This is a genomic window from Amycolatopsis sp. NPDC004625 (genome assembly GCF_040609695.1).
GTDB lineage: Bacteria > Actinomycetota > Actinomycetes > Mycobacteriales > Pseudonocardiaceae > Amycolatopsis.
The window spans coordinates 210,658-228,659 of sequence record NZ_JBEXKX010000008.1 but is presented as its reverse complement, the minus strand read 5'-3'; the positions used below and the strand labels follow the sequence as shown (position 1 = coordinate 228,659).

The 18,002-nt window shown below is 71.6% G+C and carries 18 protein-coding genes and 1 tRNA gene; 12 read left to right on the top strand and 7 right to left on the bottom strand.

What is annotated here, in order from left to right:
* Window positions 1-10 precede the first annotated feature (10 nt).
* Window positions 11-2,929 (bottom strand): tetratricopeptide repeat protein, encoded by a 2,919-nt coding sequence (locus ABZW17_RS12195; protein WP_354812453.1) that lies wholly within the window; start codon window positions 2,927-2,929, stop codon window positions 11-13.
* Window positions 2,930-3,077: 148 nt separating this feature from the next.
* On the opposite strand from ABZW17_RS12195, the gene ABZW17_RS12190 reads away from it, so the two are divergent.
* Complete coding sequence (locus tag ABZW17_RS12190) at window positions 3,078-3,740, top strand: hypothetical protein (RefSeq protein WP_354812451.1); 663 nt, start codon at window positions 3,078-3,080, stop codon at window positions 3,738-3,740.
* Window positions 3,727-4,581 (top strand): hypothetical protein, encoded by an 855-nt coding sequence (locus ABZW17_RS12185; protein ID WP_354812449.1) that lies wholly within the window; start codon window positions 3,727-3,729, stop codon window positions 4,579-4,581. The genes ABZW17_RS12190 and ABZW17_RS12185 overlap by 14 nt, the downstream gene beginning before the upstream one ends.
* A gap of 167 nt (window positions 4,582-4,748) precedes the next feature.
* Here the strand turns inward: ABZW17_RS12185 and ABZW17_RS12180 are convergent.
* Window positions 4,749-4,821 (bottom strand) — tRNA-Arg (locus tag ABZW17_RS12180).
* 257 nt (window positions 4,822-5,078) lie between these two features.
* Between ABZW17_RS12180 and ABZW17_RS12175 the strand changes: the two genes are divergently transcribed.
* From ABZW17_RS12175 to ABZW17_RS12130, 10 genes are all read left to right on the top strand, one after another.
* On the top strand, window positions 5,079-5,378 hold the full coding sequence (locus tag ABZW17_RS12175; RefSeq protein ID WP_354812447.1) for a hypothetical protein: 300 nt from the start codon (window positions 5,079-5,081) through the stop codon (window positions 5,376-5,378).
* Window positions 5,371-6,513 carry a putative T7SS-secreted protein gene (locus tag ABZW17_RS12170; protein WP_354812445.1) on the top strand — a complete coding sequence of 381 codons (1,143 nt, stop codon included), beginning with the start codon at window positions 5,371-5,373 and terminating at the stop codon, window positions 6,511-6,513. Before ABZW17_RS12175 ends, ABZW17_RS12170 begins: the two co-directional genes overlap by 8 nt.
* Complete coding sequence (locus ABZW17_RS12165) at window positions 6,510-6,779, top strand: hypothetical protein (RefSeq protein ID WP_354812443.1); 270 nt, start codon at window positions 6,510-6,512, stop codon at window positions 6,777-6,779. Before ABZW17_RS12170 ends, ABZW17_RS12165 begins: the two co-directional genes overlap by 4 nt.
* 374 nt (window positions 6,780-7,153) lie before the next feature.
* Window positions 7,154-7,807 (top strand): response regulator transcription factor, encoded by a 654-nt coding sequence (locus tag ABZW17_RS12160; protein WP_003087851.1) that lies wholly within the window; start codon window positions 7,154-7,156, stop codon window positions 7,805-7,807.
* Window positions 7,808-8,416 (top strand): TRIC cation channel family protein, encoded by a 609-nt coding sequence (locus tag ABZW17_RS12155; protein WP_354812441.1) that lies wholly within the window; start codon window positions 7,808-7,810, stop codon window positions 8,414-8,416. It begins immediately after the preceding gene.
* 66 nt (window positions 8,417-8,482) lie between these two features.
* The gene (locus tag ABZW17_RS12150) at window positions 8,483-9,175 is read left to right on the top strand and encodes a response regulator transcription factor (RefSeq protein WP_354812439.1); all 693 of its coding nucleotides are present in this window, start codon (window positions 8,483-8,485) and stop codon (window positions 9,173-9,175) included.
* Window positions 9,172-10,581, top strand: a complete 1,410-nt coding sequence (locus ABZW17_RS12145) for a HAMP domain-containing sensor histidine kinase (RefSeq protein ID WP_354812437.1) — start codon at window positions 9,172-9,174, stop codon at window positions 10,579-10,581. Before ABZW17_RS12150 ends, ABZW17_RS12145 begins: the two co-directional genes overlap by 4 nt.
* A gap of 171 nt (window positions 10,582-10,752) precedes the next feature.
* Window positions 10,753-11,553, top strand: a complete 801-nt coding sequence (locus ABZW17_RS12140) for a DeoR/GlpR family DNA-binding transcription regulator (RefSeq protein ID WP_354812435.1) — start codon at window positions 10,753-10,755, stop codon at window positions 11,551-11,553.
* Window positions 11,550-12,632 carry a galactose-1-phosphate uridylyltransferase gene (gene galT / locus ABZW17_RS12135; RefSeq protein WP_354812433.1) on the top strand — a complete coding sequence of 361 codons (1,083 nt, stop codon included), beginning with the start codon at window positions 11,550-11,552 and terminating at the stop codon, window positions 12,630-12,632. The genes ABZW17_RS12140 and galT overlap by 4 nt, the downstream gene beginning before the upstream one ends.
* 72 nt (window positions 12,633-12,704) lie before the next feature.
* Window positions 12,705-14,129 carry a trypsin-like peptidase domain-containing protein gene (locus ABZW17_RS12130; protein WP_354812431.1) on the top strand — a complete coding sequence of 475 codons (1,425 nt, stop codon included), beginning with the start codon at window positions 12,705-12,707 and terminating at the stop codon, window positions 14,127-14,129.
* Between the two features lie 139 nt (window positions 14,130-14,268).
* Here ABZW17_RS12130 and ABZW17_RS12125 read toward each other — a convergent pair whose 3' ends face one another.
* From ABZW17_RS12125 to ABZW17_RS12105, 5 genes are read right to left on the bottom strand one after another with little or no spacing between them, the layout of a single operon-like run.
* Entirely contained in the window at window positions 14,269-14,781 is a 513-nt protein-coding gene (locus ABZW17_RS12125; protein ID WP_354812429.1) for a hypothetical protein, read from the bottom strand.
* Window positions 14,778-15,893 carry a molybdopterin-dependent oxidoreductase gene (locus ABZW17_RS12120; RefSeq protein WP_354812427.1) on the bottom strand — a complete coding sequence of 372 codons (1,116 nt, stop codon included), beginning with the start codon at window positions 15,891-15,893 and terminating at the stop codon, window positions 14,778-14,780. Before ABZW17_RS12120 ends, ABZW17_RS12125 begins: the two co-directional genes overlap by 4 nt.
* The gene (locus ABZW17_RS12115) at window positions 15,890-16,522 is read right to left on the bottom strand and encodes a class I SAM-dependent methyltransferase (RefSeq protein ID WP_354812425.1); all 633 of its coding nucleotides are present in this window, start codon (window positions 16,520-16,522) and stop codon (window positions 15,890-15,892) included. The genes ABZW17_RS12120 and ABZW17_RS12115 overlap by 4 nt, the downstream gene beginning before the upstream one ends.
* On the bottom strand, window positions 16,522-17,205 hold the full coding sequence (locus ABZW17_RS12110; RefSeq protein ID WP_354812423.1) for a DUF2064 domain-containing protein: 684 nt from the start codon (window positions 17,203-17,205) through the stop codon (window positions 16,522-16,524). The genes ABZW17_RS12115 and ABZW17_RS12110 overlap by 1 nt, the downstream gene beginning before the upstream one ends.
* Complete coding sequence (locus tag ABZW17_RS12105; RefSeq protein WP_354812531.1) at window positions 17,202-17,846, bottom strand: glycosyltransferase family 2 protein; 645 nt, start codon at window positions 17,844-17,846, stop codon at window positions 17,202-17,204. The genes ABZW17_RS12110 and ABZW17_RS12105 overlap by 4 nt, the downstream gene beginning before the upstream one ends.
* Window positions 17,847-18,002 lie beyond the last annotated feature (156 nt).

Genomic DNA, 18,002 nt, shown 5'->3' with positions numbered 1-18,002 from the left:
TCGCCGCCACTCACCGGGGGCCGCAGGCGCAGCCGAACGCCGAGCGCTCCTCCCGCACCTCACCGGCTTCGGGCAGGTCGAGGGCGTCGAACTCGGCTTCGGCCGCGGCCCAGTGCGTGACGGCCCTTTCGTGGTCGCCCATCGCGTGCAGCGTTTCGGCGACACCGTGGTGGGCGTGGGCCCGGTAGGCGCGGTTCCCGCTGCCGTCGGCCAGGTCCAGGGCCGATTTGCAGGCCGTGAGCGCTTCCTGCCGGGCGCCGCGGGCCAGCGCCGTCGCGCCGCGGTCGAGGTAGAGCTGGGTGCGCAGGTCGGCGTCCGGCACGTTGGCCGCCACTTCCCGGGCCTTGTCGTGGTAGCGCACGGCCTCGGCGTACCGGCCGAGCTGCCGGTGCGCGTTGCCGATGTTGTTCAGCGCGTACGCCTCGACGCAAAGGTCGCCGATCTCGGCGGCGTGCGCGTGCGCGTCGGTGTAGCTGGCCAGCGCCTCGGTGAGCAGGCCGAGCTTTTCCTGCACCGAGCCCAGGTTGTTCATCGTGTGCGCCACGCCCTGGACGTGGCCGATCTCCCGCAGCATCCGCGCGGCGGATTCGTGCTGCCGCAACGCGACTTCGAGGTGGCCGTGCTGTTCGTTGAGGTAGCCCAGCATGCTCAGCGCGTGGGCCTCGCCCCGCCGGTCCTCGGTCTGCTCGTACTTGGCCAGCGCGGCCTCGAGGTGCGCCATCGCCTGGTCGTGCCGGCCGAGTTCCATGGTCGGGATGGCGAGCGCGCACAGCGTCGCCGCTTCGCCACGCGGATCGCCGAGCCGGCGCCACTTGGGCAGCGCCTGGGCGGCGAGCTCCAGCGCCTCGGCGAGCTGCCCGCGCCGGTCGTGTGCGGTGGCCAGCCGCAGCAGGACGTGCGCCTGGCCGTAGTCGTTGCCCGCGTCGGCGGAGACGATCTTCCAGGCGAGCTCCAGCGTGCCGATCCAGTCTTCGAACTGGTTGGTGGTGTTGAAGTAGCGCCACAGCAGCACGGCGAGGCGCCAGGTGTGCTCGGGCAGCGCGTGCCCGGCGGCGTATCGGATGGCAGCCACGAGGTTGTCGCGCTCGGCGACGATCCACCGCAGCCCGGCGTCGGCGTCGGGGAAGCGCGGCGTCACCGGGCAGGACCGGTCCGTCGTCGAGGGCAGCTGCGCCCGGTCGAAGGGGTACGCGGCGCGGACCGCGCCCGCCAGCGTGACGAGGTAGTAGTCGAGCAGCCGCACCAACGCGTGGGCCGGAGCGGGCTCGACCGCGGCGAACTCCTTGAGCGGGTCGAGCATCTGGTATCGCTCGGGCGCGGCCTCCTCCAGCAGGCTGACCTCGTGCAGGTCGTCGAGCAGCAGCCGCGCCTCGGCGACGTCGCAGCCGGCCAGCGCCGCGCCGCCGGTGACGTCCACGTCCGGCCCGGGCAGGCTCCCGAGCAGCCGGAACAGGGCGCGCTGCGGCTCCCCGAGCTGGTGGAAGGACGCGCGGACGGCGGCCGTGCCGCCGTCGTCTTCGGTGCCCCACGGCCCGTTCTCCTCGAGCAGGCGGAGCAGGTGCTCCAGCGGCCACCGGTCGTGCCGCCGGAACAGCGCGGCGGCGACCCGGATAGGCATCGGCAGGTAACCGCAGCGCCGGACCACCGCGGCCACCTCGGCCGAGCGGCCGCGCACCCGCGCGGGCCCGGTGAGCGTGTGGAACAGCTCGACCGCCTCCTCCGGCGGCAGCGGCGCGAGCCGGAGGGGGTCGCCGGTGTCGGCGTCGCCCATCCGGCGGCTGGTGATGACGGCCAGGCAGCCGTCGGCCTCGGGCAGCAGCGGCCGGATCTGCTCGGGCGACGCGGCGTTGTCCAGTACGACGAGCGTGCGCGTGCCCCAGAGCGTCGCCTGGTAGAGCGTGACTTTCCGGCCGACGGTGGCCGGGATCTGCTCGGCGGGCACGCCGAGTTCGATCAGCAGCTCGCTGAGGGCGTCGCCGACGTCGGCCGGGTCGACGCCGGGGGTGAAGCCGTTCAGCCGGGCCAGCAGCTGGCCGTCCGGGAAGCGGTCGCGCAGCCGGTGCGCGGCCTCGACCACCAGCCCGGTCTTGCCGACCCCGGGCGCACCGCTGACCCAGACGGCCCGCCGCCCGGCCCCGGCGGCGGCCTCGATCGCGGCGATTTCGCCGGCGCGGCCGGTGAACCCGCCGGGCCGCGACGGCAGCGAGCTGGGCGGATCGCCCTGTTCGGCCCGGGCGGCGAGCTTGCGCAGCACGGGTCCGGGCGCCATCCGCAGCGCGGCGAGGGCGTCGCTGGTGCCGTGGAAGACGCGCAGGGCCGCCGCCCGGTCGCCGCCGGCGAGCAGCGCGCGGATGAGCAGTTCGGCGTGCTTCTGGCTGGCCGGATCGGCCTGGACGAGCGGCCGCAGCCGGTCGCGCGCGGAGCGGTGCTCGCCGGCCTCGATCTCCAGCTCGGCCAGGTCGCCGACGACGTCGGAGTAGCTCTCGTCGGGCGAGATCACCTCGGGCCCGCCGACCCGGTCGATGTCGATGTCTTCGAGGAACTTCCCCCGCCACAGCCCGGCGGCCTCGCGCAGCAGCGCGATCGCCCGCCGCGGGTCGTCGGCGCGGACGTCGGCGGCTTCGGCGCGGAGCCGGGCGAACCGCGCGGTGTCGAGCTGGTCGTCGCCGATCCGCAGCAGGTAGCCGGTCGGCGTGGTTTCGATGGTCGCGTCCCCGACGACGTCCCGCAGCCGCTTGATGTAGCTGCGCACCAGGGTGGGCTTGGCTTCGCGGTCGGCCCAGACGATTTCGGCCAGGCGGGCGGGGGTCACGGGCTTGTTGGCGTGCAGGAGCAGCACGACGAGGACGAACCGCTGCTGCTGGTCACCCAGCGGCACCGGCACGCCGTCGTGCCACGCCTCCAGCGGGCCGAGCATCCGAAACTCCACGCGGCCTCCCCGGCGTCAGCTTGCTGTCCTCTTTTCATGTCGCGCAATCGGCCGTCCGGGTTTCGCAAATCCGCATTTCTTCCACGTTCGGTGCACGCGGGGTTGGCAAACTCCACCGGTCGATCAGGGGTGTGAAGGAGAAACCGATATGGGGTCCGACGTGTTGCCGTGTTACGTGGCGTGCGATGTCTCGCTCTCGATGGCCGACCACCTCGACGAGCTGAACGCGGGCCTGCGCGAATTCCGCGGCGCGGTCCACGCGGACGCATCGGTGGCCGACCGGGTGTTCTGCAGCGTGGTCGGTTTCGGCGAGCGGCCGCGGGTGGTCCAGTCGCTGCTGCCGATGGACGCCCTGGCCGAGCTGCCGGAACCCAGTCCGTGCGCGGGCTCCAACTTCGGGCCGGTGTTCACCTTCCTGCGTGCCGAGATCGACCGCGAGGTCTCGGCGCTGCGGCGCCACCGCGTGCGCGTCCACCGCCCCCTGGTGTTCTTCCTGTCCGACGGCCAGCCGACGGACCCGGTGACCTGGCCGGCGGCGTTCACGGCGTTCTCGGACCCCGCGTGGCCCTGCTGTCCCCGGGTGGTGACGTTCGGCCTGGGTGACGCGGACCGCGAAGCGCTGGGCCGGATCGGCACGTTCCGCAGTTATCTCGCCTGCGACGGCATCCGCATGGGGACGGCGTTGATCGCCTCGGTGATGCACGTTCTGTCCACTTCCCGTCCACCGGCCGACCGCACCCTGTCGGCACGGGGCATCGCGAAGGGGTTGCCATGGAAACGCACTGAGGGAGAGAACAGTGGAGCGCGCTGAGCTGGTCCGGGAGCTGAAATCGCTGCGAAAGGGCCGCGGCCTGCAGGCGAGCAGGCTCCCGGACCGCGTGGGGCCGGCCCTGCGGGCGGCCTGCGCGGTCTCGGAGCCGGACGGAATGGTGGTGATCCGCGCGAAGGTGACGGCCAGGTTGTCCGAGCTGTCATCGCATTTGCCGGAGGACCTGAGGGTGGCGGTGCTGGCGGCCTTCGCAATAACACCGGAGGCCCGCCAGCCCCTGTACCAGGAGCGAGTCCGCTGGGCAGCCGGCCGGGTGGACCGCGACCCGCGAACGGTCCGGCGTCGAGTGGACGAGGCGATCGAGCTGCTGGCGGAGCTGGCGACGGGTTCACCGGTAGCAGCATCCCCGGGAAGCTGGCACACGGCGTCGTTGACGCTGGCACTGTCGGAGTCGTGCTTGTTCGAGCACCACAGAGTGGTGGCGGACCAGGACGGCCTGCGGTCGTTCTCCCCGGCCGCCGACGGCGCCGACGGCTTGGTCCTCTACGGCGGAACCCTGATGGAGGGCGACACGGTGGACCTGCCACGTCCGTTGTCCCGGGGAGAGTCGTGGGAGTTCGCGGCGGTGTTCAAGCCGAAGCCGGGTTCGCATTTGGTGTACGTCCCCCGGGACCGGTGCGAGGTGTTCGACCTGCGGGTGCGGTTCGGAATGGAGGGCCCTTCGGAGGTACTCGCGCTGGACGGGGCGTTCGAGCGGGACATCGCGGATCCGGGATACCGGGGCCGCCCGTTCACCCTGGATGCGGCGGGGGAGGTGCACCTGCAGTTCCGGCACCTGACACCGGGGCTGGTGTACGGGGCGCGGTGGGCGGATCGGCCCTGACGCTGGAAGAACGCTCAGCTGAATCGGTTGTGGAGCGACATCGTCCAGCTCGCCGCTCTGGCGCTGTGCTTCTGGGAAGCTTGATCGTTCGCTCATCCCTGTGTGGAACAGGGATGAGCGAACCACTGTGAAGAGTGCTTGCTCGGAAGAGCCAACGACTTCGCAGGTGCCCCCGGCAGGATTCGAACCTGCGACACCCGCTTTAGGAGAGCGGTGCTCTATCCCCTGAGCTACGAGGGCTTGCGTACGTCGAACAGGTTACCCGACGGTCGGCGTACACGCGGCGGGGCCTGCGGGCGCCCAGGGGCTCGGTGATGAGTTGCAAATCGTGACAGATCATCACTCTTTGTAGTGGCTCTGCTCCACGAGAACGCTACGGTCCGTCGAGCGATCCGGATCGTCCCGGACGGAGCAATGAGTTGAAAGCATCAGCGGCTTTCGCGCGCTGGGCGTTGTTGCCGGGGAGGGGACACGCGGTGGACGGGCCAGGATTCCATGTGCAGCTCGACAAGCTCGACGAAGCCGCGAAAGGCATCCGGCAGAGCATCGACGGTCAGGAGAGCTTCAAGCTCCGCAACCTGTGCGGCAACTCGGACGTGTACGGACACTCCGGGCTGCACGACGCGCTGATGGACTTTTGTGTGCGCTGGAGCGACGGTCTCGACATGCTCATTGAGGACGCCGATGCAATAAGCGGCGTGCTGGCCAAATCGGCGCAAGCCTACCGGGCGAACGACGAGGCCGCGGCTCGAAGCCTGAAGATCGACCCTGGTGAGCAGGTGGTCGGCGATGGCTGAGCTTGGGCAGACGCAAGTCCCCGCTGCGCTGGTCCCGGGCAAGCCGGAAGCTGTCGAGGAGAACGCGCGTGTGCTTCGCGCACGTGCGGACCAGGCCGGCCGCGCCTCCGAGGGGCTCAAGGCCATCGACACGGGCGCCTGGGAGGGCCCCGCCGCCCACGCCTTTCACGACAAGTTTTCCTACGAGCCGAGCAAATGGTACAAAGCGGCGGACGCCTTGCTGGCCGCGGCCGATGCCTTGGAGCACTACGCCATCACGTTGCGCTGGGCTCAGGGACAGGCGGCCGAGGCCATCGCCTCTTGGGCGAAAGCCGAGACGATCACTCGGCAGGCGCAAGTCAAACACGACCAGGACGCCGCAAGCGGGCAGCCCGTCCCGCCCTTCGTCGACCCGGGCGCAGCGATCCGTCAGGCTGCCCGGGACACTCTCGACCGAGCCCGCGGGCAGCTCGGCGAAGTCGGCGATGTGGTCGCCGGTGCCATCCGGGACGCGACCGAAGGAGCGCCTCAAGCTTCGAGCTGGCTCGATGACGTCGGCAATTTCTTCGCCGACGCCGGCAGCCACCTGCTCAACGGCGCCGCTTCCGTGCTCAACGCTGTGGTCAACCACCCTGGTGATGCGGTTATGACGGCAGCCGGGATCGGGCTCACCATGATCAGCGCTGCCGGTGAGGGCGGCGGGTTCGTCCTCGACGCGACTGGAGTTGGGGCAATCGCGGGCGTACCGCTGAATGCCGTGTCTGCTGCCGGAATGGTTGCCGGAGGCACCATGGCGGCCGCCGGAGCTGCGAACATCGCGAAGAACGCTTCCGGCGACGACCGCGTCTCACCGATGCGGACCAACCAGAGCGGGACCGGCGGCGGGGCCGCGGAGCCGCCGTTCGAGCCACCCAAGGGAATTTCCGGTAAGACGCAGCACGGCGAGACCCAGATGGCCGGCCGCGATGGCCACGGCGTCAACGATGCCGCTGCTCACGATGCGGTCAACAACCCGGTCAAAGCGCCGCGGTACATACCTGACCAATATGGTGGCACTTACCGTTTCACGGGGAAGGATGCGATCGTGAGTCTCAATGAGAGGGGCGAGGTCGTCACTGCCTGGGCGCGGTCGCGGGCCGGCTGGAGGACTGAATGACCGACGTGTTCGACGAACTGCCCGCGGAATTCCGGGACGTCGTTGTCGAGCTGCTCGGTCAGCGCGATCCCGAGCTGCTCGGTGCCCTACGAAACCAGGCGAAGCCGACCCTTGAACAGCAGGAAGCGGTCATCGACGTTCTGGGGGACGCCTTCACGGAACATCTCGGCGCCGGCCACGAACCCACCGCACGAGGCGTCCTTATCGACAACGCACTTGGCGCGTTCCTGACGAGATGGCCTGCGGAGGAACTCGCAGATTGCTGAGGTCAGCTCTGGGTCAAGAAGGCGATGCGCAAATTCCAGGGTCCGCAACGCTCAGGTGCGCCGCGATGCCCGTGGACATCAGCGCGCCCGCGGGCAGGCGGGCGCGGCCCGGAGCGCACGCCTGCCGGGCGTCCAAAGGTGCGAATCAGGGTCTTGAGCGCGCGCAGGCAAGACTCTCGTCGTCACCCAGGTGAGTGGTTCTCACGGGTCTCCCACATGGCGGATACACCCAGCCGGACGGCGGACCGCACCTGACCTGGACGGACCAGTGGCTCACCTGGTCGTGTCTGGTTTCGAACTGCTGAACAACAGTAGGTAACCTTCGTTAACGGGATGCGGGGAGCCGCCTCCACCGGCTGTTGCGGAGGGCTTCGTTGATCAAGCTCATGTTCGCCGACGACGAGGAACTGGTGCGCTCGGGGCTGCGCGCGATGATGTCCGGGGCTCAGGACATCGAGATCGTGGGCGAGGCCAGCGACGGCAGATCCGCGGTGGAGGTCGCGCGGCGGTACCACCCCGATGTTGCCCTGCTCGACATCAAGATGCGCGCTCCGGACGACGGCATCCGGGCGCTTCGGGCCATCCTCGCCCTTCCCGATCCGCCCACCGTGGCCATGCTGACCACCTTCGACATCGACGAATACGTCAGTCTCGCCCTCCGGCTCGGGGCCAACGGGTTCCTCCTCAAGGACATCGATCCCGCGGCGCTGCTCCGGGCGGTGAGGGACCTCGCAAGGGGCGGTGCGGTCCTGGACCCCGGTGTCGCCGCGCGGATGGTTCAGTCGCACCGGGACGAACAACGCGCCGCCCAGCCCGCCCGGAAGCTGCTCGCCTCGCTGTCCGAACGCGAACGCGAGGTCGTCGCCCTGATCGGGCAGGGCCTCTCCAACGCCGAGATCGGGGGGCGGCTTCACCTCTCCGAAGCCACCGTCAAGGGGTACGTCTCCGCTGTGCTCTCCAAGATCGGTGCCGCCAACCGGGTGCAGGCCGCGCTGCTGGCCTACCGCGGTGGCCTTCTCGACCAATAAATGCTGCTCACGGCGCTGGAGTTCGTCGGGCTCGTCGCCTTCGCCGCGTCCGGGGCGCTCGCCGCGGTGCGGGCGCGGCTCGATGTCTTCGGTGTCGTCGTGGTCGGGCTCACCACCGCTCTCGGCGGGGGCGTCATCCGGGACGTCCTGCTCGGCATCCACCCGCCGACGACGCTGCGGAACTGGCCCTACCTCGCCGTCTGCGCCGGGACCGCCCTGGTCGTCTTCGTCTTTCACCCGCAGGTGGCGCGGCTGCGGCGAGGCGTTCTCCTCGCCGACGCGCTCGGGCTCGGTGTGTTCGCCACCGCCGGGACCACCATCGCGCTCAACGCCGGCGCCACCGTCTACGCCGCGTGTCTGATCGGGATGACCACCGGCATCGGCGGCGGGGCCGTGCGCGATCTGCTGCTCCGGGAAATCCCGCTCGTGCTGCGGAAGGAGATCTACGCCGTGGCCGCGCTGGCCGGCTCGGCGCTGGTCGCCGTCGGTCACGCTGTGCGACTTCCCGAGGGGCCCGTGACCGTCGTCGCGGCCGCCGTGGTGGTCAGCGTGCGGATGATCGCGCTCTGGCGGCACTGGAACGCGCCGGTCGCGCGCGGTCCCGAGTGAGAAATCCTTTGTGAGTTCTGCGTGTGTTCTTAGGCGGGTCTCAGCACGCTGCGTAAAACTGTCGCCATGCGCATCCTTGTGGTGGACGACGACCGCGCCGTCCGTGAGTCGCTTCGGCGGTCCCTGGAGTTCAACGGCTACCAGGTCCAGCTGGCCAGCGACGGTGCGCAGGCGCTGGAAGCGATCATCGCCGACCGGCCGGACGCGATGGTGCTCGACGTCATGATGCCCCGGCTCGACGGCCTGGAGGTCGCCCGCCGCCTGCGCAGCACCGGTGACGACCTGCCGATCCTCGTCCTCACCGCGCGTGACACCGTCTCCGACCGGGTGTCCGGGCTGGACGCCGGCGCCGACGACTACCTGCCGAAGCCCTTCGCCCTCGAAGAACTGCTCGCCCGGCTGCGGGCGCTGCTGCGCCGCGCCATCCCCGACGGCGCGAACGGCCAGGCGTCCGAGATGCTGTCCTTCGCGGACCTGACCCTCGACCCCGGCACGCGGGAGGTCCGCCGCGGCGGCCGCGAGATCAGCCTGACCCGGACCGAGTTCGCACTGCTGGAACTGTTCCTTTCCTACCCGAAGCACGTCCTCACGCGGGGCCGGATCCTGGAGGAAGTATGGGGATACGACTTCCCGACGTCGGGCAACGCCCTGGAGGTCTACGTCGGCTATTTGCGCCGCAAGACGGAGGCCGAGGGGGAGCCGAGGCTGATCCACACGGTGCGGGGGGTGGGGTACGTCCTGAGGGAAACCCCGCCGTGACCGAACCCGGCGACCCCCGCGGCACGCGCTGGGGAGCCCGCCGGTTCTCGCTGCGCGGCCGGGTGACGCTGCTCGCCGCCGCCTGTGTCGCCGGCGCCGTCGCGCTGGTGTCGATCGGCGCGTACATGGTCGTGCGCAGCAACCTCTACCAGCAACTCGACGACAGCCTGATGGCGCGCGCCCAGGCGGCGGCCGACTCGCCGCAGGTGCAGACCGAGCTGCGGCAGGTCCCGGGCGCCTTCCTCGCCAGCGCCGACCTGCAGATCGGGCAGCTCAACGCGGCGCCCGACGTCGCGCACGCCGTGATGACCTACCCGCTGTCGAGCTCGCCGCCGCCGTTCGGCCAGGACGAGCTGGCCGTCGCGAACGGGGACTCGCCGGAGTCGCTGCGGACGGACTTCCGCACCGACAGCCGGGTGGTCGCGCTGCCCACCGGGCACGGCGAGGCCATCGTGCTGGCGCAGTCGATGGGCCCGACCAAGCGCACGCTGAACGAGCTCGCGCTGGTGCTCTTCCTGATCGGCGGGGCCGGCATCCTGGTCGCCGCCGCGGCGGGCACCGCCGTCGCGCGCACCGGCCTGCGCCCGGTCGACCGGCTGACGTCGGCCGCCGAGCGCGTCGCCAAGACCGGCGACCTGCGGCCGATCCCGGTCAGCGGCGACGACGAGCTGGCCCGCCTGACCACGACGTTCAACACCATGCTCGGCACGGTCGCGGACTCGCAGGAACGCCAGCGCCAGCTGGTCGCGGACGCCGGCCACGAGCTGCGGACCCCGCTGACGTCGCTGCGCACGAACCTCGAGCTGCTGCTCGCCGCGAGCAAGCCGGGGTCGCCGCCGCTGCCGGACGAGGACCGCGTCGACATCATCGCGGACATCAGCGGCCAGCTGGACGAGCTGACGCAGCTCATCGGCGACCTGGTCGAGCTCGCCCGCCAGGACGAGCCGCGCGAGCGGTTCGAACGCGTCGAGCTGCTGGAAGTCGTCGAGCGCGCGCTCGACCGGGCGCGGCGCCGCGCGGGCGAGATCAACTTCGACGTCTCGCTGCAGCCGTGGGTGCTCACCGGGGACAACAGTTCACTCGAGCGTGCGGTGCTGAACCTGCTCGACAACGCCGTGAAGTTCTCGCCGCCCGACGCGACGGTCTGGGTGCGGCTGTACCCCCTCGGCGACGGCACGGCCGTCGTGGAGGTCGCCGACGCCGGGCCGGGCATCGCCGACGAGGACCTGCCCAAGGTGTTCGACCGCTTCTACCGCTCATCGGAGGCGCGGACGCTGCCCGGATCTGGCCTCGGCCTGGCGATCGTCAAGCACGCGGCCGAGCGCCACGGCGGGGCCGTGTACGCCTCGCAGGCGCCCGAGGGCGGCGCGCTGATGACGATCCGGCTGCCGGGGGCGCCCGGCTGAGACCCGCCTGCTGTTGCTTGTTCGCGCCTACCGTGGTGGTGTTGTTCAACTCGGTTGCCGCACGCCTGCCCTGACCTGTTGTTTCGAAGTTCACCCGCCTCGGTCCTGCGGATCCTGTGTTGAATCGTGTAGGATTTTGTGTAGTTGACCTGACGGGGACGGAGTTGAACGGTGCTGGCGCGTCAGCGACAGGCGGTGATCCTGGAAGAGGCACGCCGGACCGGTGCGGTCCGGGTCAGTGACCTGGTGACCAGGCTGGGCGTGTCCGACATGACGGTGCGCCGCGACCTCGACGTCCTCGCCGGGCGCGGGCTCGTCGAAAAGGTGTACGGCGGCGCCACCTCGGTCGTCGGCAAGAGCACCGACGAACCCGGGTTCGAGGCCAAGTCCGTGCGCCAGCGCGCGCAGAAGGAAGCCATCGCCGAGCTCGCCGCGACGCTCGTCCGGCCCGGCACCGCGATCGGCATCTCGGCCGGCACCACGACGTGGACGCTGGCGCGGGCGCTCGACGCCATCCCCGGGCTCACCATCGTGACCAACTCGATCCAGGTCGCGGACGTCCTCCGCGGGTCGACGCAGCCGGACCGCACGGTCGTGCTCACCGGCGGCGTCCGGACGCCGTCGGACGCGCTGGTCGGGCCGGTCGCCGTGCACAGCCTGCGGTCGCTGCACCTCGACGTCGTCTTCCTGGGGGTGCACGGGATGGCCGACGGGCCGGGGTTCACCACCCCCAACCTCACCGAGAGCGAAACCGACCGCGCGCTGGTCGAAGCCGGGCGCAAGCTGGTCGTGCTCGCCGACCACACCAAGTGGGGCACCGTCGGGATCTCCACGATCGCCGACCTCGACGAGGCCGACGTCGTCGTCACCGACGACGGCCTGCCCGACGAGGCCAAGGAAATTCTCGCCGAACGGGTGGGAGAACTCATGATCGCCGAGACGGCGGAGACGGACGAGGCCCAAGAAGCGTGAAGCGCACCGTACGACACCTGGCCGACGGCCGGGAGATCATCTACTTCGACCAGCCCGGCGCGCCCGACCGCGTCGCCGAGGACACCCGGGACCTGCCGCCGGTTTCGGCTGCCTCGGAGATCCGGCTGGACCCGCTGACCGGTGAGTGGGTCGCGATGGCCGCGCACCGGCAGACGCGGACCTACAAGCCGCCGGCCGACCTCTGCCCGCTCTGCCCGAGCAAGCCCGGCAAGCCGAGCGAGATCCCGGAAAGCGATTACGACGTCGTCGTCTTCGAGAACCGGTTCCCGTCCTTCGCCGAGGACGTCGTCGGCGAACCGTCCACTGTGGATGATTTCGGGCTGGTGCCGGTGCGGCCCGGCCGTGGCCGCTGCGAGGTCGTCTGCTTCACCAGCGACCACGACGGCGCTTTCTCCCGCCTGAGCCCGGAGCAGGTGCGGGCCGTGGTGGACGCGTGGGCGGACCGCACGACGGCGTTGTCCGAGGTGCCCGGTGTCGAGCAGGTCTTCCCGTTCGAGAACCGCGGCGAGGAAATCGGCGTCACGCTGTCGCACCCGCACGGGCAGATCTACGGTTACCCGTTCGTCACGCCGAAGACCGCGCGGATGATCGATGTCGCCCGCGCCTACCAGGCCGAACGCGGGCGCCCGGTGCTCGGTGACGTGCTGGCCGCCGAGCAGAAGTCGGGCGCGCGCGTGGTCGCTTCCGGCGAACACTGGACGGCGTACGTGCCGCCGGCGGCCCGCTGGCCGGTCGAGGTGCACGTGGTGCCGCACCGGCAGGTCCCGGACATCCCCGCGCTGACCGACGCCGAGCGCGACGACTTCGCCGCGGTCTACCTCGACGTGCTGCGCCGCTGCGACGCGCTGTACGACCGGCCGTTGCCGTACATCGCGGGGTGGCACCAGGCGCCGGTGCGCCGCGACCGGGAGCTCGGCTGGCTGCACCTCGAGCTGTTCTCCGTGCTGCGGGCGAAGGACAAGCTGAAGTACCTGGCGGGGTCCGAATCGGGCATGGCGGTCTGGATCAACGACGCGACGCCGGAGCAGATCGCGGAACGGCTCCGCGCGGCGGGCTGATCCCGGCATACTCATCTCCGATGCACAGGTTCGGCTCAGGAACCTCTCAGGACCATCGCGCAAGGTGAGGACATGACCGAGAACGACCCCAGCGCACACGACCCCGCGGCGCCGAGGCACCCCGAAACCGGCCAGCAGCCGGCCCAGGGCGGTTGGGCGGGGCACCCGTACGGTGAGCAGGCCCAGCCCGAGTCCGGCGGTACACCGCAGTATTCGGAGCCGTCCTACCACGCGGTGACCGGGGCCGATCCGTCGTCGTCGTACGGCGCGCAGAGCGCGAACCCCTGGTCCGCCCAGGGCGCGCAGATGCCGTCCGGCCAGACGCAGCAGAGCGTCTACCCGCCGCCGAACCCGTACGGTCAGCCCGGTACGTCGGTCTACAACACGCCGGCGCCTCCGCAGCCCAAGCGGTCCAGCGGGAAACTGCTGGCCGGCGTCGCGCTGGTCGCGCTGCTGGTCGGCGGGATCGCGGGCGGGGCGGTCGGGTACCTGACCGGCGGGGCGTCGGGTCCGGCCAGCAACGCCCTCGACGCGCCGAAGCCGGCCCAGCAGACCGGCAACGCACCCGCCGGCTCGGTCGAAGCCGTCGCGCAGAAGCTGTCGCCGAGCGTCGTCGAACTGCAGGTCAGCGGCCAGCAGGGGGCGGGCGAGGGCTCCGGCTTCGTCATCAGCACCGACGGCTACATCCTGACCAACAACCACGTCGTCGAGGTCGCCGCGAACGGCGGCCAGATCCAGGCGGTGTTCCAGGACGGCAAGAAGGCCGCCGCCAAGGTCGTCGGCCGCGACCCGACGACCGACATCGCGGTGGTCAAGGTCAGCGGCGTCAACAACCTGACCCCGGTGGAGATCGGCCGGTCCGACGATCTGCGGGTCGGCCAGTCGGTGGTCGCCATCGGTTCGCCGTTCGAGCTGGCCGGCACGGTCACCTCGGGCATCGTCAGCTCGCTGCACCGCCCGGTGCGCGCCGGCGGCAGCAGCGGCGACCAGACCACGGTGATGGACGCGGTCCAGACCGACGCGGCGATCAACCCGGGCAACTCGGGTGGCCCGCTGGCGAACATGGCCGGCCAGGTCATCGGCATCAACTCGGCCATCTACAGCCCGCAGTCGGCGTCCGGTGGCCAGGGCCAGGGCGCGTCCGAAGGCGGCAACGTCGGCATCGGCTTCGCCATCCCGATCGACCAGGCGCGTCGCACGGCGGACACGATCATCAAGACCGGCCAGGCCGTGCAGACCTACATCGGCGCCCAGGTGAAGGACGCCCCGCAGGGCGGCGCGGAGCTCGGCGCCATCTCCGCCGGCAGCCCGGCGGAGAAGGCCGGCCTGAAGGCGGGCGACATCGTCACCAAGATCGACGACCGCACGATCGACTCGGCCGACACGCTGGTCGCGGCGGTCCGCACCCGGGCCCCGGACGAGAAGGCGACGTTCACGCTGTCCGACGGCCGCACGGTCGAGGTGACGCTCGGCGGCCAGCCCGTCCAGCCCAACTGATCCGTTCCCCGACGCTCGGCCGCCGTGGTGCGGCCGAGACCAACTTCGGCTCGACCCCCGTATTCCGGGGCCGGACCCACAAGGCCACGCGCGACCGGGCACTCGATGCCGGTCGCGCGTGGCCGCATTTGTGCCCGGGTCAGGTACCGGGACGGTCGGTTCGCGTATCCGGAGGGTCGGTTCGCGTGCCTGGCGGGTCGGTTGGGGCATCACGCGTGATTGGCGGGGCATCACGGGTGGGTGGGGGGACGGCGCGGCGGGTCAGGGCCGTCAGGGTTACGGCCAGCCAGACCGCGGCCAGGGTGAGGGTCAGGCCGAGGGCCGGGTTGCCGTCGTGGAGGCCGGGCATCGGTGGGGTGCCGTACGGGCGCCAGAGCAGGGGGAACGCCAGGATGGCCAGTACGCCGGTGGTGACCGTGCCGGTGACGACCGGGGTTTTCCAGCGGGGCGGGAGGAGGCGGGCCAAGGCGAGGCCGAGGATCGCCGTCAGCGGGGCGACGACGGCGTCGTTCAGGATCGGGCCGCCGACGATCCAGCCCACCGTGCCGAAGACGTCCGGGCGCAACGGCAGCGCGTATTCGGCGAACAGCACCACACCCCACGCCAGCGCCGCGAGACCCGGCAGCGCGAAGAGCACGCGAGCGGTCTTCACAGCACCTCCAGCTTGGTGACCCACTTCGTCTGCAGCACGCCGGGCCGGTTCGGCGCGATGATCCGGCACGGGAAGCCGTGGTCGGGGGCGAGGACCTCGCCGTTCAGCTCCAGGGCCAGCAGCGTCAGTTCGTCGGCGGTGTGCTCACCGGGCAGCACGCTGACGCCGTAGAGCCCGCCACGCTCCGAAGAGGACACCCGGACTGCCGAGCCGGGTGCCGCGCCGACGGCTTTCAACAGCGTGGGCAGGGAGATCCCACGCCAGCCGGCGGACTGGCTCCAGCCCTCCACGCAGGCGATCGGCAGCTCTGCCGTCGTCTGCGGCAGGGCGCGCAGCTCGTCGAGCGAGAACTTCGTCGTGCCGCGCGTCGTCACCACCGAGAGGCGCCAGGCGGGCGACCACGTGATCCCCGCGGCCGCCGCCGTGCGGTTCACCGGCAGGTTCTGCGTGCCCTTGCCCGTCTTCCAGGACAGGCCGGAGACGCCGCGCAGGAACGGGACTGTGGCACCGGCGGTGGCGACGACCGCGACGCCGGTCGCGAGCCCGGTGGTTCGGAGGAACCCTCGCCGGGACAACCCTTCGGCCGGCGGTTCCGCCACGGTGGTCCGGCTCAGGGCCCGGCGGATGACCGGCAGCTTCACCGCGACGTGCACCAGGATCGACCCGATCGCCAGCCACGCGACCGCGTAGTGCACCTGCGGGAAGTAGAAGCCCCACGGGTAGTTCTGCGCGACGTTCAGCAGCCCGGTCGTCAGCTCGAAGAACGCCGCACCGGACAGCACCAGGATCGAGAGCCGCTCGAGGGCGTGCGGCAGCGAGCGGACGAGCGGCCGGCCGAACAGCTTCGGGTAGACGCTCCACAGTTTCGCCAGCAGCAACGGGATCGACGCCACGCCGCAGATCACGTGCAGTCCCTGGGTGACGCGGTAGAGCCCGGCCGGCCGGCTGGGCCACCAGAACCACTCGGGCGGGTGCTGGATCAGGTGGCTGATCAGCCCCGTCACGAAACACGTGGTGAACGTGATCGCCAAGGCCAGGCCGAGCTTCGACGTCACGCGCTCGTGGTGCGCCGCGGCCCGGAACTGCTCTTCGCGCGGGATCGGGAGCTTCACAGCCGCTCCAACCGTGCGAACCAGCGCTGTCCGCGCCGGATGGTCCAGTCGACGCGCAGTCCGGCGCGCACGGCGACTTCCGCGATCGCGTCCACCCCGACCCAGGCCCAGGTGAACCAGGCGACGTCGGCGTGGCCGGGCCGGAGCCGGACGCGCTCGTGCCGCAGGCCGCGGCCGGGCGGTTCCAGCTCGACGAGGACGTCGCCGTCGGTGGCGAGCAGCCGGGCCGTGCGCCGCAGCAGCGTCGCCGGGTCGCCGCCGATGCCGAGGTTGCCGTCGGCGAGCAGGGCGTGCCGCCACCGGCCTTCACCGGGCAGGCGGTCGAAGATGTTGCGCTGCAACGCAGTTCCGCCACGACGCCGGGTCAGCGCGACGGCGGTGCGCGAGCTGTCCACGCCCAGCGCGACCACCCCACGCCCGGCCAGCGCCGCGGTGAGCCGGCCGGGACCGCACCCGAGGTCGATGGTCGGGCCGGAGCAGGCGTCGAGGAGGACGTCGTCGCCGTCGGACGCCTCGGTCCAGCGTTCGACCGGCAGCTCGACTCGCTCGCCGTTCGCCAGTTCGAGCCAGCAGTGCTGCCCGAGCAGGCCGCGGTCGAACTCGTGGCCGGTGGTCACCGGTGCCGTCATCACGCCACCGCCCGTCCGCCGACCGCCGCAACGGCGTGCGCGAACCGGCCACCCGGGCACGCCGCCGCCACCGCACGGGCTTCGGCCATGGTGTCCACATCGGACAGACAAGCCGCCCGCTGTGGCCGCAACCCGCACGCGGTGAGGGCGGCGTGGGTGCGTTCGCCGGTGTCGTCGCGGGACATCGGGACGTCCGCGAGGACCTGCGCGTGCCGCGGATCCGCGAGGCCCAGGACCCACCAGCCGCCGTCCACGGCCGGTCCCAGCACCGAATCGTGGCTGCCGCGCAGGACAGGTGCGGCCGCCGCGGCGAGGGACACCGGCGTGACCTGCGGGGTGTCCATGCCGATCTGGAGGATCGGCAGGCCCGCGTGCAGCGCGGCGGCGTCCGCGTGGGCGTTCGCCAGCCGGGCGCCGAAGTCCCGGCCACGCTGCGGGACGACGTTGACCCGCTGCAGCGCCGTCCCGAGTTCGACCCCCCGGGCGGCGGCGCCGAGGTCGCCGGTCAGCGCGACGACGGGCACGGCGCCGGGGACCGCGCAGACGGCGTCGAGCGTGTCGAGCAGGGCGGCGGCGGCGATCTCGGCCGCCTCGGCCGGCGTCGCGGGCGGGCAGAGCCGGGTCTTGGCCAGCCCCGGGACCGGCGCCTTGGCCACCACGAGCAGGACGAAGGGAGAGGTCATCGGGCCAGCACCCGCCCGAAGTCGCGGACCGCGCGCAGCGTGCCCCGTGCCGACCCGGACACCTTCGACCTCGTGCCCTTGGCCCGCTCGCCGTAGCGGACGTCGAACTCGCGGACCTCCCAGCCGGCGCGCTGGGCCTTGATCAGCAGCTCCAAGGGGTAACCGAACGCCCGGTCGGCAACGCCCAGCCGGAGCAGCGCCCGCCGGTCCGCGGCACGCAGGGGCGCGATGTCGTGCACCGGCAGCCCACGGCTGCGCAACAGCAGCGCCAGCACGGCGTTGCCCGCTCGCGCGTGCCACGGCCACACCCCCGGGCTGGCCGGCACCCGGCGTCCGACGGCCAGGTCCGCGCAGTGCTCGACCGCGCTCACCAGCTGCGGCAGGTCGGCGAGGTCCAGGGACCCATCGGCGTCGGCGAAGCACACGATGTCCGCGGTGGCGGCCTCCAGGCCCGCGTGCACGGCTGCGCCGTAGCCACGACGCGGTTCGTGGACCACCTTCGCGCCGAGCGAGGCCGCCACTTCGGGTGAGCCGTCGGCCGAACCGTTGTCGACCACGATCGCGCGGTAGCCCGGCGGCAGCCCGGCCAGCACACCGGGGAGGGCGGCCGCTTCGTCGAGGCAGGGCAGGACGACGTCCACTTCTGAGTCAGTCACGGCGCCGACCGTAAGACCGCTCGTAATGCCACAGAACCCTTGTGGGGCTTACCGAATCATGACATCCGGCGAGTTCTTACCGCGTCGTTACGGCTCCCGTTCCGGGGGCGCGGGCCGCCGCCGGCGGACCTAGGGTGGGCG

Bases quoted from the DNA above. Each gene is read 5' to 3' on its own strand.
- ABZW17_RS12115 (WP_354812425.1), bottom strand. From the start codon at position 16,522: ATGACGGCACCGGTGACCACCGGCCACGAGTTCGACCGCGGCCTGCTC.
- ABZW17_RS12165 (WP_354812443.1), top strand. From the start codon at position 6,510: ATGACCGACGTGTTCGACGAACTGCCCGCGGAATTCCGGGACGTCGTT.
- ABZW17_RS12170 (WP_354812445.1), top strand. From the start codon at position 5,371: ATGGCTGAGCTTGGGCAGACGCAAGTCCCCGCTGCGCTGGTCCCGGGC.
- ABZW17_RS12190 (WP_354812451.1), top strand. From the start codon at position 3,078: ATGGGGTCCGACGTGTTGCCGTGTTACGTGGCGTGCGATGTCTCGCTC.
- ABZW17_RS12130 (WP_354812431.1), top strand. From the start codon at position 12,705: ATGACCGAGAACGACCCCAGCGCACACGACCCCGCGGCGCCGAGGCAC.
- ABZW17_RS12155 (WP_354812441.1), top strand. From the start codon at position 7,808: ATGCTGCTCACGGCGCTGGAGTTCGTCGGGCTCGTCGCCTTCGCCGCG.
- ABZW17_RS12150 (WP_354812439.1), top strand. From the start codon at position 8,483: ATGCGCATCCTTGTGGTGGACGACGACCGCGCCGTCCGTGAGTCGCTT.
- ABZW17_RS12110 (WP_354812423.1), bottom strand. From the start codon at position 17,205: ATGACCTCTCCCTTCGTCCTGCTCGTGGTGGCCAAGGCGCCGGTCCCG.